Here is a 25,190-nt window from a genome sequence, read left to right as displayed (position 1 = left end):
ACCTAGGACAGGGCGTGGGAATAATCGTCGAGGGTGTAGGTGTGGGGCTCAGACCCGCCCTGCGCCCGCCGCTGCGCCAGGAGATCGACGATCAGGGCGATCGTCTCGAAGCGCGTGGTCAGCGTATAGAATTGATCCTCGGGGACGGGCGGGACGGCCATCAGCCGCTCCTCGATGAAAGCGGCGTCGCTGGCCCCGTCGGGCTCGTTGCCGCCCCGGATGTCGAGGTGCAGGCCGCAGTCGACGTCCTCGTCGTCCGGTTCGCGGCCGAGGATCGCGGACAGCGCGAGCGCGACCGGCGTGAAGTGGAGGTAGGCGGCGCCGAGCAGGAGGCGAAACCCTCGCGGCTCGCCGGCGCGGCCCACCCAGGTGCCGCCGAACTCGCGCCGCACAAGCTCGCCGAAGTAGGCGCCGGCCGACGCGGCCAGGAGGTCGAGGATCGGCGCGCGCGTCTCGCTGCGGGCGAGGCCGAGGTAGTGGTCGAGGAAGGCCAGCGAGGTGACCGAGCCGTCGAGCTCGACGCCGAGGGCGCGCTTCACCTGCTCGCGCAGCTGTCGGTCGAGATCGCCCAGGACGGCGTCGAGCGCGGCGGCGTCGGGGCCGGAGGTCCGGGGGGTCGCGTCCGGTGGGGTCGGGGGCGTGTCGGTCATCGGCGCGGCAGCTTTACACCGTCCGCGGGCGGACGCTATGGTCGCGCGCGTGTCGAATCAAGGCGACTGGAGCTGGTCCGAGGAGGCCCTCTATGCGTGCCCGTGCGGCTCGCTGGTGGCGGCCCGAAGGTGGCGCTGGCTCGATCGTCAGGCACGGCCCGAGCTGGTGGCGACGCTGCGGGCCAGCGGACCCCTGGTAGGCGCGTGTTCGCGCTGCCGCCGCCCCGCGACCGGCGGCGGAGCGTGGCTCGAGGTAGATCCGGACCGCGGCGCCGCGACCCTGGTGCTGAGCGCCGACAGGCGCGGAGATCTGATCCCGGCGCTGCAGGCCCACCTGGCCGCGCTGCAGGCCCGGCCGGAGCTGGCGGCGCCGTGGCTGCTGCAGCCCGCGGTGGCGTTCGTGCCGGTGCCGCCGCCGTGGGCCGAGGAGGCCGACGAGGCGGCGCTCGAGCTGTCGCCGTGGCCGGGCCCGGCGCTCGGCTCGCGGGCCCAGGACTCGGGGGTGCGGGCCAGCGAGCCGGCGCGCGGCCACGACGAGTCGGCGCCTGGCTCGGCGGCCAGGGCCGAAGAGGCAGGTTCGAAGGGGCATGTCCCGGCGGCCAGGGCCGAAGAGGCAGGTTCGAAGGGTCATGTCCCCGGGGGCAAGAGCGCGGGCGACGGCGGGCGAGGCGAGAGCTCGGGGCCGAGCGACGCGGCGCGGACGCGGCGGCGCGAGGGCTCGGGGCCGGTGGCGGCGAGCGACGGCCGGCGGCGCGAGAGCTCGGGGCCGAGCGACGGCGTGACGGCGCGACGGCGCGAGGGCTCGGGCCCGGTCGAGGCGGTCCTCGGCCGCGGGCGCGAGGGCTCGGGGCCGAGCGACGCCGACGCGAAGGGCCCGCCGCGGTCCGGCCGCGACGCGAGCCTGGCCGAGTCGGTGCTGCAGGACACGTTCCCGGGCCGCCGGCGCGGGCGCTCGGCCGAGGACATCGGCCTCGAGGAGTCGGGCAGCCTGGTGTCGGCGGCGCGGCGCTCGTTCGAGGCCAGCGGCCAGGCGGCAGGCAAGCGCGAGGAGCCGGCGGGGCGGCGGCTCGAAGGGACAGGGTCGAACGGCCAGGACGCCGCGGGAGCAGGTCGGCGGGCGGACTCGGCCGGTGACGCGGTGCGGCGGCCAGCGGCGGTGCTCGAAGGGACAGGTTCGAACGGACAGGACGCTTCGGGCATGTCCGGTGGGGCAGGTCGGCGGGCGGACGGGGTCGGCGACGCGGTGCGGCGGCCTGCGGCGGTGCTCGAAGGGACAGGTTCGAACGGACAGGACGCTTCGGGCATGTCCGGTGGGGCAGGTCGGCGGGCGGACGGGGTCGGCGACGCGGTGCGGCGGCCTGCGGCGGTGCTCGAAGGGACAGGTTCGAACGGACAGGACGCTTCGGGCATGTCCGGCGGGGCAGGTCGGCGGGCGGACGGGGCCGGCGACGCCGTGCGGCGGCCTGCGGCGGTGCTTGAGGGCGCGGGCGGAGCGGACGAGTCCGGGCGGCGACCGACCGTGGGCCTCGAGGCGACGGACGGCCCCGCGACGCGGCGGCCTGCGGCTGTGCTGGAAGGGACGGACGGGCCCGCGACGCGACGACCCGCGGCGGTGCCGGAAGGGGTGGACGGCCCTTCGACGCGGCGGCCCGCGGCGGTGCTCGAGGCGACGGACGGACCGTCGACGCGACGGCCCGGGGCTGTGCTGGAAGGGACGGACGGACCTTCGACGCGGCGGCCAGGTGCGGTGCTCGAAGGGACAGGTCTGAACCGACAGGACCCAGGGGCCATGTCCGCGGGGACAGGTCGGCGCGACGAGCCGAACCGGACGGCCGACGCCGATCCCGAGCGCTCGGCGCTGCGGGCGGCGGTGGCCCGCGCGTTGACGCCGTCCGCGCCGGAGACCCCGCGGCCGGCGGCGGTGCTGCCGGGCCCGACGGCCGAGGCGAGCGCGGCCGACAGCAGCGGGACGTGGTCGCGGCGCCAGGTCGAGGCGGCCGACGCAGCGGCCCGGCGCAGCCTCGAGGGCGCGGACAGCCGCCAGGTCAGCGACGCGGCGGTGACCGGGACCTGGCCCAAGCGCCAGATCCTGGAGGGGCCGGGCGACAGCGGGCCCGGCTGGCCGCGGCTGCAAGAGGAGCCGCCGCGCAGCAATCGGCCGGGCAGGGCGCCGGCGGCCCCGCCGGTGCGCCTCGGCAGCGACGTGCAGCGGGCGGCGCTGGCCAGCCTCGGCCGCGACGGCGGGGCGGTGCAGGTGACCGCCAACGTCAACGAGGCGACCGCCCGGGTGTGGGCGACGGTGCCGCTCAAGGTGCGGCCGATCCACCTGCGCGGGCTCGGCTACCCGCTGGTGGGGGTGCGCGTGGTCGCCGACGCCGGCGGCGAGGCGCTGGTGATCGACGCGGTGGTCGATGTCGGCGAGCCGATGACGCTCGACCTCTTCAAGCAGCTGACGCGGGAGTTCAAGATCCGCCTGGCGCTGCCGGGGCACCAGCGCGAGCTGCTGGCGCCGGAGCTGCAGCGCAACGCGGCGTCGTGCCTGGAGAGCGCGCAGGCGCAGCTCGGCACCGGCGAGTTCCCGCCCGACGCGTACCGCACCGCCCGCGAGCTGCTGGCGGGGCGCAACGCGGCCCAGCGGCTCGAGCCGGCGCGCACGCCGCTCCCGGAGTCGCTGGCCGAGACCTGCCGCGACTCGGCGGGGGCGGCCTGGCTGGCGCTCGAGCGCCTCGACCAGGGATCGCGCAAGGAGAACCTGGCGCGCCTGCTCGAGGTCGACGGGCTCAGCGTCGACACGTACGAGAAGATCCGCTCGGCGGTGTTGGCGGCGGCGATCGAATTCGGGCTGCCGGCCCCGGCCCGCTTCTGGCGCCGCTGGCTCGGGTCCGACCAGGCGCGCGACACCGGTCCCTTCGTGCAGAAGCTCATCGCGGCCCGCACGGCCTCGATCGCCCGCGGTGAGGACCTCAGCGCCGAGCAGGCCGAGGCCGCCTGGCGCGGGATCCTCGACCTGTGCCACCACAAGGATTTGACCCCGCCGCCGGAGCTGTCGAAGGCGCTCGGGCTCGGCAAGGTGACGACCGGCCGCCGCGCCAGCCAGCCCCAGATCAAGGCGGCGGCGGAGGTGACCTCGCCGGTGCAGGAGGCGCGGTCCCAGGCGCGGCTGCGCGAGCTGGCCGCCCGCCTCCGCGGCGCGCCCAGCGACGGCGACGTCCGGGCGGTGATCGGCAACCTGCCGGAACTCTCCGAAGCGGACGTCGCCAGTCTGCTTCCGGCCCTGGCGGAGCTCGGTTCGCGGGTCGGGCCGGAGCTGCTGGCCTGCGTCCGCGCCCCCCAACGCCATGTGCGCCAGGCCGCGGCCATCCTGCTGGGCCACCTCGGCGAGCGCAAAGCCGAGGGCCCGCTGGTGGCGATGCTCGGCGACGAACCCAGCGCCGGGTGGGTCGATGCGGCGCGCGCGCTGGGCAACCTGGGGCCCCGGGTGGTGGGGCCGCTGTGCAGCCTGCTCCGGAGCGCCCCGACCAGCCGCAAAGAGGTGGTGGGGGCGCGGGTCGCCCGCGCGCTGGCAGAGCTCATCAAGGCCGATGGCGCGGGCCCGGGCGGCTCAGGCCGGGTGGCGGTCGAGAATTTGCTGGAGGTCGGAGACCCCTCGGTATCCTCCGCGGCCCGGCGCGCGCTTGCTACACTGGGCGCCGTGCGGGACGAGGTCGATGGCGACGAGGCCGAAGCGTCACGCCGTTTCTCTCGGCTGGCGTCGGACGCGATCGCGCCCGAGATCGACGCCGCCGAAGACGACGAGATCGACGAAGTCGAAGTGGAAGTCGGGGACTGATGCGCTACGGGATCTTCAGTGATGTGCACGCCAACCTGGACGCCCTCGAGGCGGTCCTCCGCGCGTTCGAACGCGAGAAGATCGACGCGCTCGTGTGCCTCGGCGACACGGTCGGCTACGGCTCCCAGCCCAACGACTGCTGCGACATCGTCAAGCGCGTCACCCGGTACACGATCCTCGGCAACCACGACGCGGCCGTCGCCGGCCGCATGGACTACAGCTACTACTACGACGCGGCCCGCGAGGCGCTCGACTGGCACTCCCGCCAGCTGACGTCCGAGAACATGAACTGGCTGCGCAAGCTCAACTACTTCGAACGCGACGGCGCGACCCATCCACGGCGCGAGCGTCGAGCCGGCGTCGCAGGTCACGAGCGCCTCTCGGTGCGACTGCGCGGGTGCCGGGGGCGAATCGCCGGGGCAGGCGACGAGGGCGATGCACGCGAGCAGCCAGCACGCCGAGCGCTCCACTCGCGCAGATTATCATGAACCCGGACTGCGCCGCCGAGCGGCCTGGCGTGCACGGGCGGTGAGAACTCGTCCGGGGGGCGGCCGAGGTTGGTGGATGTCTTTCAAGACATGTCCGAAGAGTCGCCCGGCGGATCGGCCCCCTCGTCCCCGCGCCGCGAGCGGCGGGTCGCACTGCGTTCATCAGTGCCTGCTCGCGGCGCTCAGTCGTCGTTCTTGCCGCAGGGCTTCAGCGCGGTCTGGACCTCGGCCGGGAGCTGCGGGCACTCGTTGGCGGAGATGATGTCCTGGCAGCCCTGCCATGAAGTGCCGTCGTTGCAGTCGAGCATCTCCTCGAGGCAATCGTTGTACTCCTTCATCTGGTCGACGATGCACTCGAGGGACTTCTTGGAGGCCTTCTTGTCGACGGCCAGGGCGTCCTCGAGGCACTCGCGGTCGAACGGGCTGATGAAGGAGCCGAACTGCGCCTCGCAGGCGGCGCGGTCGGGGAACACGTTGGTGCAGTCGCACGCGAGGTCGATCGACTTGTCGGACTCGGCGTCCATCTGGTTCAGCAGGGAGTTGACCGAACAGCCGGCGGTGAGCGAGACGAACAGGGCGAGCCCGGGGGCGCGGCGCTTCATGCCGGCATGGTAGGCGAGGCGGCAGGGCGATGGCGCGCGCGGCCGGGCCCCACGAGGCCGAGGCGGCGCGGGCCGGGCCTTGCTACGCTGGGCGGCGCATGGGCAGCTACCGCCTGACCTGGCGGCCGCTCGCGGGCGGCCAGCTCGCCATCGGTCACAAACCCGGACGCGACTTGCGACAGGCGCTGGCCGAGACCGGCTGCACGCACGTGCTCAGCCTTTTGGCCGACCACGAGGCGGGCGTGGCCGCGAGCGGGGTGCAGCTGCGCCTGCCGCTGGCCTCCGCCGAGCCGCCGGGGGCGGAGCGCAGCGCCGAGGTGCGGGCCTGCTTCGCCGAGCTGCGCGGGCTGCTGGCTTCGGGGGCGAAGATCTACGTCCACTGCTCGGCCGGGCTGCACCGCACGGGGATGGTGACTCACGCGTTCCTGCGCTTCCTCGGCCACTCGCGGCCGGAGGCGCTGACGCGCATGGCCGAGCTGCGCGAGGCGACGGCCGAGGCCGCGACCGAGCCGCGGCTCGCGTGGGGCGAGCAGTTCGCCGGGCCGGGCGAAGCGAGCGGCTGAGAACGAGATAACGGCAGCGACTCGAGGGGCCGCGCGGCCCGTGACGCGATAGGACTTTGTGGACATGTCAGATGGGACATGTCCTTGAAGGCGGCCGAGAACGGAGGGGGGAGCGGCGAGGGGGCGCGAGGCGACCGAAGCGAGCGTTGTGAGACATGCTCGAACGGACATGTTTTAAAAACATGGCACCTCGGACATGCCCGAGAGGCCTCACGACTCGCGGATGTCGAGCGGAATTTTGAGGTAGCTGCGGCCGTTGGGGGCGGGGGCGGGCAGCCGGCCGCCGTCGATGTTGACCTGGACGCTGGGGTAGAGCAGCTTGGGGGCGTCGAGGGTGGCGTCGCGGGCGGTGCGGAAGGCGACGAAGTCGTCCTCCTCGCGGCCGGCGGGCAGCTGGACGTTGTCGGCCTTCTGCTCGCCGATGGTGGTCTGCCAGGCCAGCGGGCGGCCGCCGGGTTGGTAATCGTGGCAGACGAACATGCGGGTGTCGTCGGGCAGGGTGTAGAGGCGGCGGGTGATCGAGCGCCACAGGGCGCGGGCGCTGCCGGCCGGGAAGTCGCAGCGGCCGGCGCCGTAGTCGGGCATGAACATGGCGTCGCCGACGAACACCGCGTCGGCGATCCGGTAGCTCATGCACGCGGGGGTGTGGCCGGGCGTGGCGATGGCCTCGACGTGGAGGCTGCCGACGCTGAAGCGCTCGCCGTCGTGGAGCAGGCGGTCGAACTGGCTGCCGTCGACCCGGAACTCGGGGCCGAGGTCGTAGATGTCGCGGAAGACGGTCTGGACCTCGGTGATGGCGGCGCCGATGGCCACAGGGACGCCGGGGAACCGCCGCCGCAGCGCCTGCGAGCCCGACAGGTGGTCGGCGTGGGCGTGCGTCTCGAGCAGCAGGCCGAGGCGAAGGTCGAGGGCGCGGACCCGGGCGGCGATCTTGGCGACCGACTCCTCGAACACCTTGGAGCCGACGGGCTCGTAGTCGAGGACGGGGTCGATGACGAGGGCGTCGCGCGTGGCTTCGTCGTAGACGAGGTACGACAGGGTGTTGGTGCGCGCGTCGTAGAAGTGCTCGATCTTCATGGCGAGGGGGCCTCCACGCGGTTGAAGAGGGACATACCGGCGAGCATGGCGGCGACGAACAGGACGAGGTCGCCGCCGCCGCCGGCGAGGCCGACCAGGGCCGGGCCGGGGCACAGGCCGACCAGGCCCCAGCCGACGCCGAACAGCGCCGCGCCGACGACGAGGCGGGTGTCGATGTGGCGCCGCGCGGGCACGGTGAAGCGGGGCGCCAGCAGCGGGCGGTCGCGCTGCAGGATCGCCGGCGACGCGAGCAAGTAGAGGCCGCTCGCGCCGGCGAGCACGAGCATGAGCGCGGGGTCCCAGGCGCCCGCGAGGTCGAGGAAGGCGAGGATCTTCTCGGGGCGGGTCATGCCGGCGAGGCCGAGGCCGAGCGCGAACATCAGGCCCGAGATCAGGGCGACGAGAACGATCACGCGGCACCTCCGAGCATGACGCACGGACCGAACAGGCCCGAGAGCTGGGTGACGAGGGCGATCATGCGGCGCCTCCGAGGACGAACAGCAAGGCGGGGAGCATGACGAGCAGGCCGAATCCCGGGCCCGAGAGCAGGACGGCGGGCGCGAACACCAGGCCCGAGAGCAGGACGACGAGGGCGATCACGCGGAACCTCCGAGGGCGTGGCGGGCGAGGTAGGCAGTGGCGAAGGCGGTGGTCATGAAGGTGACGACGGCGGTCAGCGAGCGCAGCGAGCGGCGGCCGAGGCCGCACACGCCGTGGCCCGAGGTGCAGCCGCCGCCGAGGCGGGCGCCGAAGCCGACGAGCAGGCCGGCGAGGACGATCACGGGGCCGGACTGTGGCAGGCTCTTGGGCAATGTCTCGGGGGACAGGACCCGAAGGACAGCTCCGCCGACGAGCAGGCCGAGGACGAAGGCGAGCCGCCACGCGAGATCGCCCGCGGGTCGGCGAAGCGCGCCGCCGACGATGCCGCTGATGCCGGCGATCCGACCGGCGGCGGCGAGGAGCAGGAGCGCGGCGGCGCCGATGAGGAGGCCGCCGAGGAGGGCGAACGGCAGGGAGGAGGTGGCCATGCGTCACGCCGGGCGCCGCGTCGCGCCCCGGAGCCCCGAGCCTACGATGCGGAGGGCGGGGCAGGAGCGGCGGCGACAGGAGTCGCACCGGTGGGCGACGTGCGTCGACGCGCGTCGCGGGGCCGGCGAAGATGGCCTACGATGGCGATCTCCATGAAGCTGCTGCTGCGCCTGGTGTTGTTGCTGGTCCTGGGGCTCGGACTGTTCGCGGGGTACCTGGCGCTGGCGCCGGCGCCGATCGACCCGGTGGCGTGGGACCCGCCGCCGGTGTCGGCGATGACGGGGCCGCTGGCGCCGAACGAGCGCATGGCGGGGGCGACGATCCTGGCGGCGGGCAAGATCGACGGGCCCGAGGACGTGGAGACGGACGCGCAGGGCCGGGTGTACGGGGGGACGAACGCGGGCGAGGTGCTGCGGCTGAACGGCGACGCGCTCGAGGTGTTCGCCAACACCGGCGGCCGGCCGCTGGGCCTCGACTTCGCGCCGTCGGGGGCGCTGATCGTCGCCGACGCCAAGAAGGGCCTGCTGTCGGTGAGCCCCGAGGGCGAGGTGTCGACGCTGGTCGACACCGTCGACGGGGTGCGGCTCGGCTTCACCGACGACGTCGCGGTCGCGAGCGACGGGATGATCTACTTCACCGACGCGAGCGACAAGTTCGGCTTCGGCGATCACATGCTCGACCTGCTCGAGGGCCGGCCGCACGGGCGCCTGATCAAGTACGACCCACAGACCAAGACGTCGACGGTGCTGGCCAAGGACCTGTACTTCGCCAACGGCGTGGCCCTGAGCGGCGACGAGTCGTTCGTCGCGGTCAACGAGACCTATCGCTACCGGATCTCCCGTCACTGGCTCAAGGGGCCCAAGGCGGGCACCACCGACGTGCTGATCGAGGGGCTGCCGGGCTTCCCCGACGGGGTGGCGCAGAGCGGCCGCGGGACGTTCTGGGTGGCGATGTTCACGGTGCGCAACGCGGCCGGTGATTTCCTGGCCCCGCGGCCGCTGCTCAAGCGGATGGTCGCCAACCTGCCGCGCGCGCTGTGGCCGAAGCCGGAGCCGTACGGGCTGGCGATCGAGATCGACGAGGACGGCAAGGTGCTGCAGAGCCTGCACGACACCTCGGGCGCGACGGTCCACCAGGTGACGAGCGTCCACGAGCGCGACGGGGCGCTCTACCTCGGCCACCTGCACCGCGACCGGATCTCGAAGGTCCCGCTGTAGGCGGCGGTCCGGAGCGACATGCCGATTCGGGCATGTCTCAAGGGACATGTCGTGGAGTGCGGCGAACGGCCCGGGGACGGCTGTCCGCTGGTGCGGGTCCGGCGCGGAGGGCCATGTCGACGCCGGCGGGCGCGCTGCCCGGGCGCGAGTCGGACGGCGGCGAGGGCCGCGGCGCGGCGGCTGGCGGCGACCCGTGCCAAGAACTGCGCGTGACGCCCCGACGCCGCCCGCTCGCCCTGCTGCCCGCCGCGGCCTGCCTGTGCGCCGCGCTGGTCAGCGCGCCGGCGATCGCGGGCGACGGCCTCTCGCCGGTCGCCACCTACGTCGATCCGTTCCGCGTGCAGGCGCAGGGGCTGCGCGCGACCGGGGTGTATCTGCACGTCTCGCCGGCGCTGTTCGCCCTCGACGTGCGCTCGCCGGGCTTCCAGATGTGGGGCTGGGGGCTCGGCGCGGGCCGCTACTGGACGATGCGCAAGCGCCTGGCGATCGCGCTCGGCGGCTTCTTCGAGCACATGCTGTGGGTCAATCCCTACGAGAACAGCTGGGCCGGCAAGACGCTCAACTTCCTGCGCTTCGGGCCGGAGCTGCGGATCGGCGCCAGCAACGAGCGCGCGTTCGCCTACGGGCTCGTGCGCCTGGGCATGGACCTGCTGGTCGGCACGCCGCAGATCAACCTCGCGCGCATGTTCGTCGCCGAGGTCGGCGTCGGTCTGCAGGGCGCGCTCGGCAAGCAGCGGCGGCTGCTCATCGGCGTCGAGCCGGCGTTCGACGTGTCGGTGCCAGCGCCGTGGCTGCTGATCCGCGCGCGCGCGTTCGTCGGCGTGCGCTTCTGAGGGCGTCCGCGAGAAATCGACGGCGCGAATTCGTCGTGGACGCGGGCCGCGGCGCTGCTTGCATTTCGCGGGCCCGCGGCGAGAAGTGTCCGCGGTGACTGCGGCTTGCGTCGAGGGCACGGGGCCCTTCGTGGTCGATGAAGGCGGCTCGCGCGGAGCGATCCGCGGCGAGGAATGATTCTGCGGAGCGGCGGTTGGAACGTCGACGCTGTCGATTGTCCGGTCCGGTCGTCACACCGCGTGCGTCGGCGGTGAGGCGGCCCTGTTCGATCGCGTGCTGCGATCGGAGCCACGAGAACATGCCATTGAAGATCGTCCCTCCTCCTCTCACCATTTCCTCGCTCACGCTGGCCACGGTGCTGCTGGGCCCGGCCTGCGACTCCGCCGTCGAGATCACGGTCCACGTCGAGGTGCCGGCGGCCCCGGGCGTGTGCGGCGACGGGGCGCTGCAGCCCGGCGAGCAATGCGATGACGACATCGACAACGGGCCGGGAGCGCGCTGCCTGGCGAGCTGTATGCTCAATGTCTGCGGCGACGGCGACGTCGGACCGGAGGAGGAGTGCGACGACGGGGCGGGCAACGGCGACGAGGCCGCGTGCAAGCTCGATTGCACGTTCAACGTGTGCGGCGACGGCCTGGTCGGGCCGATGGAGGGCTGCGACGACGCCAACGAGGTCGACGACGACGCGTGCAGCAACGAGTGCGTGGCGGCGTCCTGCGGCGACGGGGTGGTGCAGGCCCCGGAGGTCTGCGACGACGGCGACGACGACGACTCCGACGCGTGTACCTCGGCGTGCCTGGCGGCGACGTGCGGCGACGGGTTCGTCCAGCCCGACAACGGCGAGGGCTGCGACGACGGCGAGGACAACGCCGAGAACGGCGACTGCACGCCGGGCTGCGAGCCGGCGGCGTGCGGCGACGGCCGGCTGCACGACGCGGGCAGCGGCGCGGAGGCGTGCGACTACGGGCCGGAGAACGGCACGGGCTCGGCCTGCAGCGGAGAGTGCAAGTTCAACGTGTGCGGCGACGGGTACGTCGCCGACGGCGAGGCGTGCGATGACGGCAACACCCTCGACGGCGACGGCTGCGTCGCCGACTGTTCGATGGAGACCTGCGGCAACGGGGAGGTCGACGCGGGCGAGCAGTGCGACGACGGCAAGAACGGCGACTGGGGCGACGAATGTACCGAGTGGTGTACGAGCGCGACCTGCGGCGACGGTGTGGCCAGTTGGGCGATCGGCGAGGCTTGTGACGTCGGCCCGAACAACGAGGAGCTCGGCGCCTGCAATCCCGCGTGCCAGATGGCCTGGTGCGGCGACGGGTACTTGTGGGTCGGGGCCGAGGCGTGCGACGAGGGCGAGAACAACGGGCCGGAGGGCGCGTGCGCGAGCGACTGTACGCTGCCGAATTGCGGCAATGGCGAGCTCGATCCGCTCGAGGAGTGCGACGACGCCAACGACGACGACTACGACGGGTGTACCAGCAGCTGCCGTCTGCCCGTGTGCGGCGACGGGATCGCGCAGGCCGGCGAGGAGTGCGACTGGGGTCCGTACGGCGGCAATTGGCTCGAATGCACCAAGTCGTGCCAACTCGCCGAGTGCGGCGACGGCGTGCTGTGGCTCGACGAGGAGGAGTGCGACGACGGCAACACCCTCGACGGCGACCTGTGCAACGCCGACTGCACGGTGCCGCGGCGGGTGTTCGTGACCAGCGCGACGTACACCGGCAACCTCGGCGGGATCGAGGGCGCGGCGGCGAGATGCCAGGAGCGCGCCGACGCGGCCGGACTCGGCGGCGTGTGGCGCGCGTGGATCGCTACGCCGACGACGGCGGTGTGGCTGCACATCGACGATTCGCCGGCCGGGTACGCGCGCGTCGACGGGCCGGACGTCGCGGGGTCGATGTACGAGCTGTTCCAGGGCACCCTGGCGGCGCCGATCGCCGTCGACGAATGGGGGACGCCGGTCGGCCAGTTCGCGGTGTGGACGGGCATGAACGCGAACCTGACCGCGGCGACGGAGCACTGCGCGAGCTGGACGGACGGCGGCTCGATGCCGACGGCGAAGGGACGCGTCGGCAGGACGACCGCGACCGACTCGCGCTGGACCGACGAGGGGGCGACGAAGGCGGCGAGCTGCGCGAGCATGCGGCGGCTGTATTGCTTCGAGCAGCGGGAAGAGTGAGCTGCTCGCGGGATCGAGGGTGCCGCGATTGCATCGAGGAGGTGCTGTTTGTATTGTAGCGAGTCGCTGGAAGATTGATTTGCTAGCGAGATGGATAGTACCGCGCTACGCGTAGGCGCGCCGGCAGGCTCGTGCGTGTGGCGAGCCTGCCGGGCATCTGCCTGTTCGGACAGGCGAGCAGGCGCCGGCGCCGGCCGCGGCGGTGCGTCGGCGAGGTGTCGCAAAATCGGCGCGCGGAACAGAAGGTGGTGAACGGGGTGCAATGCAGCGACTGCGGCGCGCGGCGGCGATATCCTCGGAGCATGAGACAGGATGTCCGTGCCGCGCGCCGGCAGGCGCTCGGCTTCAGCGTGTTGGTATTGCTGTTCGCGGCGCTCTACGAGGTCGCGATCCTCCGCGCGGGCGGGATGCGGGCGGTGCCGGGGGTCATCCTGTTCGGGTTGATGTGGGTGCCGCTGTCGGTGTCGTTCGCGCTGCGGATTGTGGGGCGCGAGTCGTTCGCCGAGGTCGGCTGGCGGCGCGGGCCGTGGCGCGGCCTGGCGCTCGCGTACGTGCTGCCGGCGGGCTGCGCAGGGTTCACGTACGGGGCGGCGCTGCTGACCGGCGTGGTGTCGTTCGCTCCGCCGGAGAAATTCGCGGGGCATCCGGCCCCGGTGTCGCTGTGGCTGTCGAGCGCGGCGATGGATGCGACGTTGATGGTGGCGATCGGGCTGATCGGAGCATTCGGAGAGGAGGTCGGCTGGCGCGGTTACCTGCAGCCGCGATCGATCCGCGCCGGCTTTCGGGCCCCGCTGGTCTTCACCGGGGTGATATGGGGGCTCTATCACTTCCGCTGATCGTCTGGGGCGATTACACGCTGACCGCCTGGCCGTGGCTCACCGCGGGGCTGTTCATGGCGACGATCGTGCCGGTCTCGGTGGTGTTCGGCTGGCTGCGCCTGGCGACCGGGAGCATCTGGCCGGTCGTGCTCGCCCACTCGTCGCACAACGTGTTCTTCCAGGCAGTGTTCGACGCGTGGTTCGCCGGCCCCCTGGAGCCGCTGCTGGCGGGCGAAGTCGGGGTGTTCTCCTGCGTCGCCTACTCGGCGGTGGCGCTGTGGCTGTGGCGCAGCGGTCGACTGGCGCGGGCGATGGCGACGGCCAGGGCGGGCCGTTGAGCGAGCGGCGCGCCCGGACGATGTGATACGACGCCGGGTCGCGTCACGAGGGAGCGTCGACGAGCTGCGGCAGCCGGGCGGGGTCAGAGCGCGAGGGCGGGCTCAGCTCGGCGAGATCGGCCTCCGGCAGCGCGTAGTCCCATAAGTGCATCAGGCCGAGGTCGCCTTTCAGAGCCCAGTGCCAGGGGGCTCGCAGCGCTCCATCCGGCGCGAGCCAGAGGTCGGCGAGATCGTCGCGCGAGTTCGAGGTCTCGACGCCCTGGAGCGCCCCGTCGAGCCACAGCTCGAGCGACGTATCGCCGTCTTCGGCGAATCGGCGGACGAGGGTGATGTGGTGCCAGTTCGCGTCGAGCACACCGCGCGGAGCCGACGCGGGGGCGTCGATGGACCAGGCGCGACCCGGACCGGCGTCCGCTCCATCCTCGATCAGCCAGCGCAGCCCGCCGTCGTTGCGGAGGAGCAGGGCGAAGCGAGGGGCCTCGCCGCACGCGCCGCTCGCGTCGGCGAGGAGCGGCTGTTCGTCTCGCCACCAGCAATCGTCGGAGTAGGGATCGACGGGCGCGGAGAGGGACCGCGGTTCGGTCGCGTCGAGGCGGAGACGGATCGAGAGGGAGAATTCGCGGCGACCCGTGCGCTCGGGCAAGGCGAGCGTGCGCGCGCAGGGGAGGTTCCAGTCCGTGCAGGCGAGCGCGGAGCGAGGCTCTTCGGAGTAGAAGAGGTACAGATCGTCGAGGAGGACGAAGCCCACGGTCGGCATGCCCGCACCGAGTGATTTGTCGCCGTCGGGGCCGGAGGCGTCCGTCCTGGCGGCCGGCCGCGGCGGGTCGGCGAGCTCCTTGCGGAGGCCCCACTTCGACTCGGTGTTCGGGGCGACTGGCGGCCGGGCGGGTGCAGGGTCGGCGCCGCGGAAGAGCGCCGAGATCGGCGTGCCGGGTCCGGCACACCCATCGAGGACGCACAGCTTCAGCCGGTTGCCCGCCAGCAGCGGGATGATCTGTTCGTCGCTGCGCAGGAAGTGGTGGGTGAGGATGTGACGGGCAGCCTCTCCGCTGTCGAGGTCGGCAGAGAAGGTGATCCACGCCGTGTTCTTCGGGCGTCGCGTCGACACGATCAGGAGCTCGAGGCGCTCTTGCGGCGGGATCTCGTGAATGCTCGGGCGAGCGCACGCAGGCTCCGACGCGCGTTCGCTCGCGGGCTCGGCGGGCGTGGGCCCAAACAGCTCCGGCTCGCGCGAACGGCCGCCCGACCGCGACGGCGGGGGCTCGGGAGGCGGTTTTGTGACGGACGCCGGCGCACCGACGAGCGCCGTGACGAGAGAGCCGGCGCCGAGTGCCATCATGCCGAGCCCGACCGCGAGCAACGCGGCCACGAACAGCCGAGCGGACTCGGACGGCCGAGCGACCGACCTCTCCAGGTTGCCCTCGTGCAACAGCGGCGCGGAGACGATGCGAGGTGGAGACGGTGGCGGAGGCGGGAGCTCCACGTCGAACTTGTGCGCGACGCGGACGATGCGGGTGAACTGTCGCGGGCGCAGCCGCGACAGGCCCATGAACAGGTCGTATTCCAGCCCCCGGCGGTTGACCAACGTGATGAGCTCGCTCGCGAGGTCGCTCACGCTCCCGGGTCCGAGCGAATGGACGATGCTGTCGTCGCCGCACCCTTCTGCGATCGCATGCGCGAGCGTTCGCAGCTCTTCCGGGCTCAGGGTGGCGCACAGCAGGGCGTGCAGCGATTCACGGCACGGACGGGCCGGGGTTGCAGGCGCAGGGTCGTCCATCACTCCGGGATATCCAAAGTCTGACAATACAGCAACCGGTGTAGCGGGCCTGTAACGAGAACAGAGTTATCGTAGATGGTGTTTTTGTACGAGCAAGGATCCTACTCTCCGAATGGAGGAGGTGGCTGAAGGAATGCGCAGGTCCTCGGCGATAATCTGCGGATAAGGCCCGGCCGCGGCGCTTCGGCGGAGGGCCGCCGCCGCAGCCAGCGGGGAAATGGCGTGAGTCGGTCTCTGATATTCGAGCCGAGTCGTCGGCGTGGTCCGGGACTCCCCGGGCGTCGAACCATCGCGGCGAGCGCGGGAGCGCGCCTCTCATCGGCGGTCGTCGACGCAGTGGGCCGCATCCGTTGCGAGCCCGACGATCGCAGTGGGTCGCCAGCGTGGCGGTCATGCGCTGAGCGGCCGCGGCGGAGGATGTCCCGAGGGATATGTCGAATCGGGCATGTTCTTCGGGACATCTTATCGGCGCGCTCGCCGTGGTGCGGGGAGCGCGGCCGACGTGAGGATGTCGACGGCGACATGTTCTTGCGGACATATGCGCGTGCGGTCGCTCGCGCTCGGCCCGATCGAGCGCAGCGCCGAGCGTGCGTCCGGCGCGCGCGTGAGCCCGGCGTGCAGACGGCGCCGGCGACGGCAGGGCGACGCCGTGCTAGCCTCGCGGGCGCGTGCGACGGGGGAGAGGCTGCTGATGGGTGTTCTGCGCGGGCCCGAGGGCGACGTCGAGCTGCCGGAGCGCTGCCTGATCGGCCGCTCGCGCGGCTGCGATCTGGTGCTCGCCGCGCGCGACGTGTCGGGCGAGCACGCGGTGCTGCAGTGGTCGGGGACGCAGTGGGTGCTGCGCGACCTCGGCAGCCGCAACGGCTCGTACGTCGGCGAGGTGCGGCTGGCGCCGGGGGGGCGGGCGCCGCTGGCGGTCGGGGCGACGCTGCAATTCGGCCGCGAGTCGGGGCAGTGGCAGCTCGTCGAGGCGGGCGCCCCGCGAGCCCTGGCGGTGGCCCTGGCCGACGGGGAGCGCCGGGTCGCGGAGGGCGGCTATCTGGCCCTGCCGCACGACGACGAGCCGCGCGCGGCGATCTACCAGGAAGGCGACGGCCGCTGGTGGCTCGAACAGGACGGCACTGCGCGCGAGGTCGAGGATCGCGCGGTGGTCGACGCCGACGGGCTGTGGCGGGTGCACCTGCCCGCCGGCGCGGCGGGGACGTGGGAGGACGGCGCGTCGCCGCTGGTGGTCGCGCAGCTGCGCCTGCGCTTCGCGGTCAGCCGCGACGAGGAGCAGGTGGAGCTGGTGGCGTGGAGCGGCGAGCGCCGCCTCGACCTGCAAGTGCGCGCGCACCACTATCCGCTGCTGCTGCTCGCGCGCCAGCGCCTGGAAGACGCCGAGGCCGGGATGACGCCGGCCGAGCAGGGCTGGGTGCGGCAGGACGAGCTGCTGGCGATGCTGCGGATCAAGGAAGATCACCTCGGCGTGGCGATCCACCGCGCGCGCGCGCAGCTGGCCCGCGCCGGCGTGACCGACGCGGCGGGGCTGATCGAACGTCGACCCGGGACGCGGCTGCTGCGGATCGGGGTGGGGGCGCTCGAGGTGGTGCCGCTCGGGTAATTGCGGGCGCCGAGCGGGCGCGAGGGAGAACGGCGCCGTCGCGTGGCGAGAGCGACGGAGGCACGCGCTGGCGATGGGCGCCGCGGATCGGTCTGCGCTCGCTCGGCGATGCGGCTTCGAGGTCGCGGCGAATCATGCGAGTCTCGGTGCGATGATTGGTGAGAGGTGGTGTGGTGAATGCCGGCAATGGCGAGACCGACAGGATCACGATTCGATCAGCGCCACGAACTCGGGGTAATCGAGGATCGTAGCGAAGTCATCGTCGCCGATCGCGTCGACGCGCAGCTCCGGCTGGGACGCGACGGCGCGGCCCAGCGCGAGGATTGCCGCGTCGACCTGTCCGTGGCGCATGTGCACGCAGGCGCGGTTGTACCAGCCGTCCTCGTCGCCGAGCTCGGTGGCTCGCACGAGCGCGGGCAGGGCCTCGCCGTCGTCACGCAGCTGCGTGAGGGCCGTGCCGAGCAGATACCAGCAGCGGGCGCTCTCGGGCGCGAGCACGACGGCGCGCTGCATCAGCTCGCGCACGCTGGCGGCGTCGTTGTCGAGCGCGAGGCTCGAGGCCGCCTGCTCGAGCTCCTCCGCGTTCCAGTGCCACGGCCCCGGCACCGCGTCCGCGGCCGCGGCGACCGCGGCGCGTTCGTCTCGCCGGCACGCCTGGACGACGGCGTACAGCGGCATCCTCGGCCGCAGCCCCCACGGCTTCTCCCAGAAATGATCGGGGTACGGCGCGGCGAGGCTCGCGGCCAGCTTGCGCAGGGTCGCCGTCGCGGTCGCCTCGTCGCGCGCGACGAGCGAGGCGACGAGCGAGGCGACGAACGGCTGCTCGAGGCGCGTCCATGTCAGCAGCACGTCGAGCAGCGCGACGCGCTCGAGCGGCCGCGCTTCGAGGTGCTCACGGATGACGCTCAGCTGCTCTTCCTGCGCCGGCATGGCACAGAACAGCGGCTCCAGGAACGCGGCGCGGTCCGGCTGCGCCGCGCCGTCGAGCAGCGCGATCACCTCGTCGAGCGTGGCGGCGGTGACCGCCCCGCGCTCGAGTTCTTGCTTGAGTGCGACGCCGAGCTCGAAGGGCTGCATGCGGTCCGGGTAACACGGCCGGCGACGGCGGAGCAAATCACCGCCGGAGAGCCGATCGTCGCGCAGAGGCGGTATCGCTGCCCTTCCCGCGAGCGGGGCGCGTGCGAATTGCGAATGTCGTTCGCACGCATGCGAGGTCGAGGGCGCTACAGGCCCCAGCTTTTGCACGTGCGCCTCGGTGATCGTCGCGGCCTCTGCACGTACGGCGCGCACGGGCAGCTACGATCTCGGCGCACACGAGCTGCGACGGCGGGCCGGGCTCGATGCGAGGCGACGAGACAGTGCCCGCACGAGCCGGCGGCCGGTGACGCGACTCCTTGACGCGATGGCAGCGTCGCGGATCCGGCCTCTCGCGCGAGACGCAGCATTGCGGGGGAGTCGGCGACTCCCGCGTCAGCGAGCGTCTTCGTTGTCGACAATGATGCGAAGCGATCGGGGATCTACCGTGCGCGTCCCCGCACGATGTCGGCGGGCCCTCGGTCTCCCTCTTGTCCTCGCCGTCGGTGTGCGATAGGAGAGGCCGAGGAGGAGCTGTTCCATGGAACAGGTTGCGATCATCACCGGTACGTCGTCGGGAATCGGGCTCGCGTCGGCGGTCGTCCTGGCCAAGGCGGGCTTCAGGGTCGTGGCCACCATGCGGAACCTCGGCAAGGCGAACGCCCTGCGCGAGCGCGCCGCGGACGCGGGCGTCGAGCTCGACATCCGCCAGCTCGACGTCGTCGACCAGGCCTCGGTCGACGCCTGTGTGAGCGGCGTGCTGCGTGATCACGGACGCATCGACGTCCTGGTGAACAAAGCGGGCGCGGGCTACCTCGGGACGTTCGAGCACACGCCGATCGCGGCGGCGCAGCGCGTCATGGACCTCAACTACTTCGGGGTCTGGCGCGTCTCGCAGGCGGTGTTCCCGGGCATGCGCGAGCGCGGATCGGGGCGCATCATCACGGTGTCGAGCCTCGGCGGCGTGATCGGCACGCCCTTCAACGACGTCTACTGCGCGGCCAAGTTCGCCGTCGAGGGCCTGGTGGAGGCGGCGGCGCCGGCCGCGAAGGTGCTGGGGATTCACATGTCGCTCGTCCAGCCGGGGCCGGTAGCGACGGAGTTCGCTAGCACGGCCGTCCCGCCGCAGGAGGAGAGCTCGTTGCCGACCAGCGGGCCCTACGCCGAGCTGTTCAAGACGTATCGCTAGAGCTTCGGTCAGGCGACGAGCACGCCCCAGACCGGCGACGACGTGGCGCAGACGATCCTGGCCGCGGCCACCGACGAGACGCCGCACCTGCGCTACCAGACCTCGGAGCTGGCGCGCGCGCTGGCGAGTCGCAAGGTTGTCGATCCGTCCGGCGACGCGAACCTCGGCCTGATGGTCGGCATGATGGCGACGCCGGCGAGGCGATAGCCTCGACCGGTTCGGCGGCGGAATCGACAGCGCTGAAACGACGCATGTCGATTCCGCGGCGGCGGAATTGCGCCGAGCGTGGGGCACCCGGCGCTCGTGGCATGAATGGGGCCGAAATCTCGCGCGCGAATGCGCCGAGTATCGCGGTGCTCCGCGACGGGTCGGATCAGCCGTGCAGCTTGGCCGCGAGCACTTCGACGTTGTCGATCCGCGGCGGCTCGGCGAGCAGCTCGCCGGCGCGGGCCATCAGCGCCGCGGCGATCGAGCCCTCGAGGTGGGCGCGGCGGCCGGCGTCGTCGGCGAACGCGTCGAAGATGCCGAACTCCTGCGGGCCGAGGCGGATGGCGAACCACACCGTGGTGGCCTCCTCGCGCTGCGCCAGCGGCAGCGCGCCCGCGAGGAACGCGGCGACCTCCTCTTCCTTGCCAGGTTTAGCGACGATACGAGCCAACAGTCCGACCTTCACCATGGGTGTTCTCCTTTGTGCGTGACGCCCGGTCACGGTCGACACCATAACGATCGGGGTTGTCACCCGCTATTGTCGGAACCGACAACGATGGTATCGTTTCCGCCATGCATGTGCAGGTGCTCGTCCTCGACGGGGTGTTCGACGCGGGGCTCGCTCTGGTGCTCGACACGCTCGACACCGCCAACGCGCTGGCGAGCGCGCCGGAGCAGCGCGCGCGCGTGGCGGTGGTCGGGGTGCGGCGGCGGGTCCGGACGCACCTCGGCTTCGCGGTGCCGGTGGTCCCGCGGCCGCGGGCGCGGCCCGACGTCATCGTGGTGCCGGCGCTCGGGGCCAAGACGCCGGACGCGCTCGCGCAGGCGCTGGCGCGGCGCGACGTGGTCGACGCGACGGCGCAGCTGCAGACCGCGGCGGCCGCAGGCGCACGGGTGACTGCGGCCTGCACCGCGACCTTCGTGCTCGGCGACGCCGGCCTGCTCGCGGGCCGCCGCGCGACCACGACCTGGTGGCTGGCGCCGTTCTTCCGCGCGCGCTTCCCCGCGGTCGCGCTCGACGAGGCGCAGATGGTGGTCGAATCCGACAACGTCGTGACCGCCGGCTCGGCCCTCGCGCACCTCGACCTCGCGCTGTGGCTGGTCCGCCGCCGCAGCCCGACCCTCGCGCGCACTGTGGCGAATCACCTGCTGTACGACGCGCGCCCGTCCCAGGCGCCCTACGTGATGCCCGATCACCTGGCCCACGCGGACCCGCTGGTGGCTCGCTTCGAAGACTGGGCCCGCGGCCACCTCGCCGGCTTCACGATGAGCGCGGCGGCGCGGGCCGTCGGCGCGACGGAGCGCACGCTCGAGCGACGCGTCCGCGCGGTGCTCGGCAAGTCGCCGCTGTCGTTCGTGCAAGACCTGCGAGTGGCCCACGCGGTCCACCGGCTGCAGACCACCGACGAATCGCTGGACGCGATCGCGGCCGAGGTCGGCTACAGCGAGGCGACGACGCTGCGGACGCTGCTGCGCCGCCGCACCGGCCGCGGGGTGCGAGAGCTGCGGCGGGCTTGATCGAGGTGAGGGCGCTCGCTCGAGCGCCGCGTCCGCGCGGTGCTCGGCACGTCGCCGCTATCGTTCGTGCAGGACCTGCGAGTGGCCCACGCGGACCACCGACGCGTCGCTGGACGCGATCGCGGCCGAGGTCGGCTACAGCGAGGCGACGACGCTGCGGACGCTGCTGCGCCGCCGCACCGGCCGGGGCGTGCGAGCTGCGGCGGCTTGATGAATGTGAGTGCGCTTGCTCGCCGGCGCTCCGCGAAGTGGACTTACGCGAGCTCGAGGTGGGCCGCGTCGAGACGTGCGAGGACTGCGGCGAGCCCGAGCGGCGTCAGCCGGCCCATGACGACCCTGTAGCCCGTCGCGCCCGCCGGGTGCGAGCTGCGGCGGGCTCGAGCCGCGATGACTCTTCGCCGGTCGCGCGTCAGGGCGCGTACTTGAGGCGGAGCTCTTCGGCGGCCTTGCGGGCGGCCTGCAGCGGCGCTTGCGAGCAGGTCGTGGTCGCGGCCTCGTGGATCGTCCCGTCGAGCTCGACCTCCATCTGCTCGAAGATGTCGGTCGGCGGGTCGCACAGCGGATCGGGGCTGTCGAGGACCTCGACGAGGGCGGGATCGGCGAACACCTGCAGCGCCTGCGCGAAGTCTGCCCCCTCGATCTCGACCTCGAGCACAGGGTTGCCGACCTCGCCGAATTTCTCGACGCGCAAGATGCCCGCCCCCGTCAGCTCGACGAAGCCGTCGCAGTCCGCCCTCGGCGGGCACGGGCCCGCGGCCGTGCGCAGGGTGAAGCGGTCGAAGCCGGTGTTGGCGCCGGTGGTCTCGGGGTCGGGGCCGCTGGTGCCGCTGACGGAGGGGTCGCTGTCGCCGGGGTCGTCGCCGGTGGTGCTGACGCCGCTGGTGCCGCTGACGGAGGGGTCGCTGGCGCTGGGGTCGTCGCCGGTCAAAGTGGCGGCCGAGGTGCTCGGGGTGACGTCGCCGGTGCTGGACTGGCCCTCGGTCTCGTCGCCGGCGGTGGCGGTCGAGTCGCTGTCGGTCTCGAGGGTGTCGCCGATGTTCTTGGAGTCGGGGGTGCAGCCGAAGACGAGGGTGGAGAGGGCGAGGTAAGGCAGGAGAAGGCGTCGAAGATGCATGGTGAATGCTCGTTGGCCCTGAGTGCCCGGGTGCCCGGGGGGCCATCACGGGGTCGGTGATTTTTTTTGCGGGTCTGCCTGGGCGGAGAGGCCGCAGTCCTGCCGCACGCGGGCCGCGAGCGCGCTGTCCGGATGCGCGCGCACGAAGGCCTCGGCCTCGCGCCGACCGTCAGCCGCGCGCTCGGAGCGGCACAGGGCGATGGCCCGCAGGCCGAGCCGCTCGCGCAGCAAGACGCCGGTCGGAAACTCGCGCTGGTGGCGGTGCAAGTCGGCGAGGGCGTCGTCGGTGCGGCCGGCTTCGATCGCGGCGCGCACGCCGGCGATCAGCTCGGCCTCGCGGGCGAGCGGGTCGGCGGGCGCGGGCTCGGTCGGGTGGTCGTTCGGTGGGTGGCCGACAGGCGCGGGCTCGGCTCGGCCGTCGCGCGAGGCATGACCGATGGGCGCGGTGACGCCGTCAGATGGGGCGGGCTCGGCTCGGCCGTCGCGCGAGGCATGCTTGACGGGCGCGGTGATGCTGACGGGTGGGGCGGGCTCGGCTCGGCCCTGGCGCGGGCGGGGCGCGACAAGCTCGGTGCCACCGAAGAGCGGGGCAGGCTCCATTCGGTCGTCGTGCTGGGCGGACGGGAGCTCGGGGGCGGTGTGAGGGTCGGTGGCGTGAATCGAAGCGGCCTTGCGGTTCTCGGAGGTCGCGGCGCCCGAAGGTGATTCGTCGCGGCGCGGGGCGGCGACGATCACGAGGGTCCCGGCCACCGCGAGGCCGAGCGCCCAGGCGATGGCTTGATGGCCGGCCGCGGCCGCGCCCTGGGCGAGCGCGGCGCCCGGGGCCGCCGCGGCGGCGCCGCTGCCGAGGACGAGCAACAGGGCGGCCCACACGCGCGCCTGGGCGCCGGGCGGCGAGTGTTCGGGGGCCTTGGCGACCCGCAGGGCGGCCGGAGCCGCGGCGGCGAAGGTGCGATCGAACTGCTCGCGGACCAGGCGGATCCGCGAATACACGGTGTTGACATTGACGCCGAGGATCTGCGCAATCTCCGGCGCCGACATCTCTTCATATAAATGCAGCACGAACACCGCGCGGCGATCGTCGTCGAGGCCGTCGAGGAATTCGCTGAGCTTGCGGCGAGCCTCGCGGCGCGCGAGCTCGTCGTCGTCGGCGAAGGCCGGGTCGGTCGCGGAGGCGGCGGCGAGGCGAGCGTGCCGGCGCAGTCGCCTGGCCTCGGTCCGCCGGTGGCGCGCGGCGACCCGCCGGGCGACGCCGAAGATCCAGGTCTTGAGGGTCGAGCGCCCGGCGAACTCGGGCAGGCGGCGATGCACGACGAGGAACAGGTCCTGCAGCGCGTCCTCCTGAGCCTCGGGCGGGACGCCGAGGCGACGCAGGCAGGCCCAGGCGTACTCGAAGTGGTCCTGGTAGAGCTCGGGGAAGGAAGGGCCGCTCACGGTGCTCCTGGGTGCCCGCATGCCGGCGCCGCCATCACGGAAATCGGGCTTCGATGCCGAGCATGGGCCGCAGGCCGACGGGCTGGGACCGCGCGAGCTCGCCGAGGCCGGCGACGTGGAAGCCGGGGCGCCGCAGGGCGACGAGGATGTCGAGGCCGAGGGTGAGGGCGAGGACGCGCGTGGGCGCCCAGGCGAGGCCGGGGCTGAGCTGGGCGGCGAGCCACAGATCGCCGGCGGGCCGCGGATCGGCGACGCCGCGGGCGACCGCGTGGACGTAGCCGAGCTCGAGCCCGGCGCAGACCGGGAACTCCAGCCGTCGCCAGCGCGGGACGCCGCAGCCGCGCACGGCCCCGGTCGCGACCCGCACGCGGGCGCCGACCTCCGCCGGCTCGGGGTAGGCGAGGGCCCGCGCGGCGTAGGTGCCGGCGAGCTCGACCCGCCAGGGGCCGCGAAACAGGCCGAGGGCGAGGCCGGCGGCCGGGCTGAAGGCCGGAATGCCGCCGATTTCGCCGCCGCCCGCGAGCCTGACCGCCGCCCGCACGGGGGGACGCGGCGTGAGGGCTGCGGGGGCGGGGGCGTCGAGCGCGGGATCGTCGGCGGGCGAGCCGAGACGGCCGCCCGGCGGCGGTGCGGCGGGCAGGTCAAAGCCGCGAGGAGGGGCGCCGGCGCGCGTCGGACCATCCATCGGCGCACCGGAGATGCGCGGGCCACCGGGCGGAGGGGCGTCGGAGACGTTCGTCGGGTCCGCGGACGGGCCGGGCGTGCCCGTGGGAGGAGCGTCGGCGCGCGCGGAGGCGTCGACCGGGGCTGCGGGCACACCCGGCGCGCTCCGGGGCGGAGCGCCGGCGCGCGTGGAAGCGGGGACTGGGGAGCCGGGCAGGCCGGGAGGGGCGTCGGCGCGCGTCGCCGGTTCGGGCACGCCGCCGGGAGGGGCGTCGGCGCGCGTCGCCGGCCCGGGGGGCTGGCCGGGCGTGCCGCTGGCGGCGATCCGCGTGGCGACTTCCTCCGGCGCGACGGCGAGGGCGATCAGCAGGGCAGTGACGTCCGCCAGGCTGCGACAGTCGCGGGCCTCGATCAGGCGGCGGTCGTCGAGCTGGGCCCCACGCAACACCAACTGTAGGCGCCAGCCGGTCCCGGCGCGCCTCGCCGTGTCGGCCTCGACGCGCACGAGCGGCCCTGGCGGGGGTGCAGGCAACAGTTCGCGCAGTCGCTGGTGGACGTGGTCGACGCTCGGGCACGGGGCCGGAGCCCGCCAGGTCAGCTCGACGCGCGGCGTGGCCGGAGGCGACGCGAGCGCGATGAGCAGGCCTGCGAGCGCCACGACCACGCGCCCATTCTACGCCGCCGACGGGGCCGCGAGCCGGATCCGCGAGCTCGAGCCTTCGATCTTTCGGGTCACCAGCGGCCGCCCTTCCGGCCCGGTTCGAAGGCCTCTCGGGCGCACGCGTGCGAGGTGGCTCGCGCTTCAGGATCTATCTCGAGCGAGCGATCGCTCTGGCCCGGCGTCGCCTTGAGAGCGCGCCACCGGTCAGGGATTTCGCGGTCGTCGATCGAGCGGTAAGCCCTGTCGCCGACGAGCCGCGCCACTGCTCACTCGAGGTGGTTCGAATCGACGCGCCAGCCGCAGAGAGGAGCTGGCCGATCGGA

At 73.2% G+C, this 25,190-nt stretch carries 24 protein-coding genes and 1 pseudogene; 13 read left to right on the top strand and 12 right to left on the bottom strand.

Annotated features, from left to right (window positions below; genetic code table 11):
• Window positions 1-2 precede the first annotated feature (2 nt).
• On the bottom strand, window positions 3-650 hold the full coding sequence (locus OV090_RS01860) for a hypothetical protein (RefSeq protein WP_267701717.1): 648 nt from the start codon (window positions 648-650) through the stop codon (window positions 3-5).
• 49 nt (window positions 651-699) lie between these two features.
• On the opposite strand from OV090_RS01860, the gene OV090_RS01855 reads away from it, so the two are divergent.
• Together OV090_RS01855 and OV090_RS01850 are read left to right on the top strand one after the other, a co-directional pair.
• Window positions 700-4,479 (top strand): hypothetical protein, encoded by a 3,780-nt coding sequence (locus OV090_RS01855; protein WP_267701716.1) that lies wholly within the window; start codon window positions 700-702, stop codon window positions 4,477-4,479.
• Window positions 4,479-4,967, top strand: a complete 489-nt coding sequence (locus OV090_RS01850) for a metallophosphoesterase family protein (RefSeq protein WP_267701715.1) — start codon at window positions 4,479-4,481, stop codon at window positions 4,965-4,967. Before OV090_RS01855 ends, OV090_RS01850 begins: the two co-directional genes overlap by 1 nt.
• A gap of 182 nt (window positions 4,968-5,149) precedes the next feature.
• On the opposite strand, the gene OV090_RS01845 is transcribed toward OV090_RS01850, so the two are convergent.
• Window positions 5,150-5,569 (bottom strand): hypothetical protein, encoded by a 420-nt coding sequence (locus tag OV090_RS01845; protein ID WP_267701714.1) that lies wholly within the window; start codon window positions 5,567-5,569, stop codon window positions 5,150-5,152.
• 98 nt (window positions 5,570-5,667) lie between these two features.
• On the opposite strand from OV090_RS01845, the gene OV090_RS01840 reads away from it, so the two are divergent.
• The gene (locus OV090_RS01840; protein WP_267701713.1) at window positions 5,668-6,132 is read left to right on the top strand and encodes a tyrosine-protein phosphatase; all 465 of its coding nucleotides are present in this window, start codon (window positions 5,668-5,670) and stop codon (window positions 6,130-6,132) included.
• 210 nt (window positions 6,133-6,342) lie between these two features.
• On the opposite strand, the gene OV090_RS01835 is transcribed toward OV090_RS01840, so the two are convergent.
• The 4 genes from OV090_RS01835 to OV090_RS01820 form a co-directional block, all read right to left on the bottom strand.
• Window positions 6,343-7,209 carry an MBL fold metallo-hydrolase gene (locus OV090_RS01835; protein WP_267701712.1) on the bottom strand — a complete coding sequence of 289 codons (867 nt, stop codon included), beginning with the start codon at window positions 7,207-7,209 and terminating at the stop codon, window positions 6,343-6,345.
• On the bottom strand, window positions 7,206-7,622 hold the full coding sequence (locus tag OV090_RS01830) for a DUF6691 family protein (protein ID WP_267701711.1): 417 nt from the start codon (window positions 7,620-7,622) through the stop codon (window positions 7,206-7,208). The genes OV090_RS01835 and OV090_RS01830 overlap by 4 nt, the downstream gene beginning before the upstream one ends.
• Window positions 7,623-7,683: 61 nt before the next feature.
• The gene (locus OV090_RS01825) at window positions 7,684-7,809 is read right to left on the bottom strand and encodes a hypothetical protein (protein ID WP_267701710.1); all 126 of its coding nucleotides are present in this window, start codon (window positions 7,807-7,809) and stop codon (window positions 7,684-7,686) included.
• A complete protein-coding gene (locus tag OV090_RS01820) occupies window positions 7,806-8,237 on the bottom strand; it encodes a YeeE/YedE thiosulfate transporter family protein (RefSeq protein WP_267701709.1) in 432 nt (143 codons plus the stop codon). Before OV090_RS01820 ends, OV090_RS01825 begins: the two co-directional genes overlap by 4 nt.
• A gap of 153 nt (window positions 8,238-8,390) precedes the next feature.
• On the opposite strand from OV090_RS01820, the gene OV090_RS01815 reads away from it, so the two are divergent.
• From OV090_RS01815 to OV090_RS01795, 5 genes are all read left to right on the top strand, one after another.
• Window positions 8,391-9,455: an SMP-30/gluconolactonase/LRE family protein gene (locus OV090_RS01815; protein ID WP_346660380.1), complete on the top strand. Its 1,065-nt coding sequence runs from the start codon at window positions 8,391-8,393 to the stop codon at window positions 9,453-9,455.
• Window positions 9,456-9,664: 209 nt separating this feature from the next.
• Window positions 9,665-10,288, top strand: a complete 624-nt coding sequence (locus tag OV090_RS01810; RefSeq protein ID WP_267701707.1) for a hypothetical protein — start codon at window positions 9,665-9,667, stop codon at window positions 10,286-10,288.
• Between the two features lie 299 nt (window positions 10,289-10,587).
• A complete protein-coding gene (locus OV090_RS01805; RefSeq protein WP_267701706.1) occupies window positions 10,588-12,471 on the top strand; it encodes a DUF4215 domain-containing protein in 1,884 nt (627 codons plus the stop codon).
• Between the two features lie 302 nt (window positions 12,472-12,773).
• On the top strand, window positions 12,774-13,307 hold the full coding sequence (locus OV090_RS01800) for a CPBP family intramembrane glutamic endopeptidase (protein ID WP_267701705.1): 534 nt from the start codon (window positions 12,774-12,776) through the stop codon (window positions 13,305-13,307).
• Window positions 13,283-13,627: a CPBP family glutamic-type intramembrane protease gene (locus OV090_RS01795; RefSeq protein WP_267701704.1), complete on the top strand. Its 345-nt coding sequence runs from the start codon at window positions 13,283-13,285 to the stop codon at window positions 13,625-13,627. Before OV090_RS01800 ends, OV090_RS01795 begins: the two co-directional genes overlap by 25 nt.
• Window positions 13,628-13,670: 43 nt before the next feature.
• Here OV090_RS01795 and OV090_RS01790 read toward each other — a convergent pair whose 3' ends face one another.
• Complete coding sequence (locus OV090_RS01790) at window positions 13,671-15,404, bottom strand: hypothetical protein (RefSeq protein ID WP_267701703.1); 1,734 nt, start codon at window positions 15,402-15,404, stop codon at window positions 13,671-13,673.
• Between the two features lie 691 nt (window positions 15,405-16,095).
• Here OV090_RS01790 and OV090_RS01785 point away from each other — a divergent pair.
• Window positions 16,096-17,007: an FHA domain-containing protein gene (locus OV090_RS01785; RefSeq protein ID WP_267701702.1), complete on the top strand. Its 912-nt coding sequence runs from the start codon at window positions 16,096-16,098 to the stop codon at window positions 17,005-17,007.
• Window positions 17,008-17,211: 204 nt separating this feature from the next.
• Here OV090_RS01785 and OV090_RS01780 read toward each other — a convergent pair whose 3' ends face one another.
• A complete protein-coding gene (locus tag OV090_RS01780) occupies window positions 17,212-18,084 on the bottom strand; it encodes a hypothetical protein (RefSeq protein WP_267701701.1) in 873 nt (290 codons plus the stop codon).
• A 538-nt stretch (window positions 18,085-18,622) separates the two neighbouring features.
• On the opposite strand from OV090_RS01780, the gene OV090_RS01775 reads away from it, so the two are divergent.
• Both OV090_RS01775 and OV090_RS01770 read left to right on the top strand, forming a co-directional pair.
• Entirely contained in the window at window positions 18,623-19,270 is a 648-nt protein-coding gene (locus OV090_RS01775; RefSeq protein WP_267701700.1) for an SDR family NAD(P)-dependent oxidoreductase, read from the top strand.
• 42 nt (window positions 19,271-19,312) lie between these two features.
• A complete protein-coding gene (locus OV090_RS01770) occupies window positions 19,313-19,477 on the top strand; it encodes a hypothetical protein (protein WP_267701699.1) in 165 nt (54 codons plus the stop codon).
• A 166-nt stretch (window positions 19,478-19,643) separates the two neighbouring features.
• On the opposite strand, the gene OV090_RS01765 is transcribed toward OV090_RS01770, so the two are convergent.
• Complete coding sequence (locus OV090_RS01765) at window positions 19,644-19,946, bottom strand: antibiotic biosynthesis monooxygenase (protein ID WP_267701698.1); 303 nt, start codon at window positions 19,944-19,946, stop codon at window positions 19,644-19,646.
• A 104-nt stretch (window positions 19,947-20,050) separates the two neighbouring features.
• On the opposite strand from OV090_RS01765, the gene OV090_RS01760 reads away from it, so the two are divergent.
• A complete protein-coding gene (locus OV090_RS01760; protein ID WP_267701697.1) occupies window positions 20,051-20,995 on the top strand; it encodes a helix-turn-helix domain-containing protein in 945 nt (314 codons plus the stop codon).
• Window positions 20,996-21,037: 42 nt separating this feature from the next.
• Window positions 21,038-21,206: pseudogene (locus OV090_RS50425) on the top strand (AraC family transcriptional regulator); the annotation flags it as partial.
• 198 nt (window positions 21,207-21,404) lie between these two features.
• Here the strand turns inward: OV090_RS50425 and OV090_RS01755 are convergent.
• The 3 genes from OV090_RS01755 to OV090_RS01745 are packed head-to-tail and all read right to left on the bottom strand — an operon-like array spanning window position 21,405 to window position 24,870.
• Window positions 21,405-22,109, bottom strand: a complete 705-nt coding sequence (locus OV090_RS01755) for a hypothetical protein (RefSeq protein WP_267701696.1) — start codon at window positions 22,107-22,109, stop codon at window positions 21,405-21,407.
• 45 nt (window positions 22,110-22,154) lie between these two features.
• Complete coding sequence (locus OV090_RS01750; RefSeq protein ID WP_267701695.1) at window positions 22,155-23,543, bottom strand: sigma-70 family RNA polymerase sigma factor; 1,389 nt, start codon at window positions 23,541-23,543, stop codon at window positions 22,155-22,157.
• Between the two features lie 34 nt (window positions 23,544-23,577).
• Window positions 23,578-24,870, bottom strand: a complete 1,293-nt coding sequence (locus OV090_RS01745; RefSeq protein WP_267701694.1) for a hypothetical protein — start codon at window positions 24,868-24,870, stop codon at window positions 23,578-23,580.
• Window positions 24,871-25,190 lie beyond the last annotated feature (320 nt).

The sequence above is a fragment of the Nannocystis sp. RBIL2 genome, assembly GCF_026626745.1.
Classification (GTDB): domain Bacteria; phylum Myxococcota_A; class Polyangia; order Nannocystales; family Nannocystaceae; genus Nannocystis.
The sequence above is the reverse complement of the archived record's forward strand: the minus strand, read 5'-3'. Positions and strand labels throughout refer to the sequence as shown.

Excerpts from the sequence above, each read along its gene's own strand:
- OV090_RS01780 (WP_267701701.1), bottom strand. The coding sequence starts at position 18,084 with ATGCAGCCCTTCGAGCTCGGCGTCGCACTCAAGCAAGAACTCGAGCGC.
- OV090_RS01790 (WP_267701703.1), bottom strand. The coding sequence starts at position 15,404 with ATGGACGACCCTGCGCCTGCAACCCCGGCCCGTCCGTGCCGTGAATCG.
- OV090_RS01845 (WP_267701714.1), bottom strand. The coding sequence starts at position 5,569 with ATGAAGCGCCGCGCCCCCGGGCTCGCCCTGTTCGTCTCGCTCACCGCC.
- OV090_RS01795 (WP_267701704.1), top strand. The coding sequence starts at position 13,283 with ATGGGGGCTCTATCACTTCCGCTGATCGTCTGGGGCGATTACACGCTG.
- OV090_RS01815 (WP_346660380.1), top strand. The coding sequence starts at position 8,391 with ATGAAGCTGCTGCTGCGCCTGGTGTTGTTGCTGGTCCTGGGGCTCGGA.
- OV090_RS01800 (WP_267701705.1), top strand. The coding sequence starts at position 12,774 with ATGAGACAGGATGTCCGTGCCGCGCGCCGGCAGGCGCTCGGCTTCAGC.
- OV090_RS01835 (WP_267701712.1), bottom strand. The coding sequence starts at position 7,209 with ATGAAGATCGAGCACTTCTACGACGCGCGCACCAACACCCTGTCGTAC.
- OV090_RS01755 (WP_267701696.1), bottom strand. The coding sequence starts at position 22,109 with ATGCATCTTCGACGCCTTCTCCTGCCTTACCTCGCCCTCTCCACCCTC.
- OV090_RS01785 (WP_267701702.1), top strand. The coding sequence starts at position 16,096 with ATGGGTGTTCTGCGCGGGCCCGAGGGCGACGTCGAGCTGCCGGAGCGC.
- OV090_RS01820 (WP_267701709.1), bottom strand. The coding sequence starts at position 8,237 with ATGGCCACCTCCTCCCTGCCGTTCGCCCTCCTCGGCGGCCTCCTCATC.
- OV090_RS01775 (WP_267701700.1), top strand. The coding sequence starts at position 18,623 with ATGGAACAGGTTGCGATCATCACCGGTACGTCGTCGGGAATCGGGCTC.
- OV090_RS01850 (WP_267701715.1), top strand. The coding sequence starts at position 4,479 with ATGCGCTACGGGATCTTCAGTGATGTGCACGCCAACCTGGACGCCCTC.
- OV090_RS01860 (WP_267701717.1), bottom strand. The coding sequence starts at position 650 with ATGACCGACACGCCCCCGACCCCACCGGACGCGACCCCCCGGACCTCC.
- OV090_RS01805 (WP_267701706.1), top strand. The coding sequence starts at position 10,588 with ATGCCATTGAAGATCGTCCCTCCTCCTCTCACCATTTCCTCGCTCACG.
- OV090_RS01840 (WP_267701713.1), top strand. The coding sequence starts at position 5,668 with ATGGGCAGCTACCGCCTGACCTGGCGGCCGCTCGCGGGCGGCCAGCTC.
- OV090_RS01760 (WP_267701697.1), top strand. The coding sequence starts at position 20,051 with ATGCATGTGCAGGTGCTCGTCCTCGACGGGGTGTTCGACGCGGGGCTC.
- OV090_RS01765 (WP_267701698.1), bottom strand. The coding sequence starts at position 19,946 with ATGGTGAAGGTCGGACTGTTGGCTCGTATCGTCGCTAAACCTGGCAAG.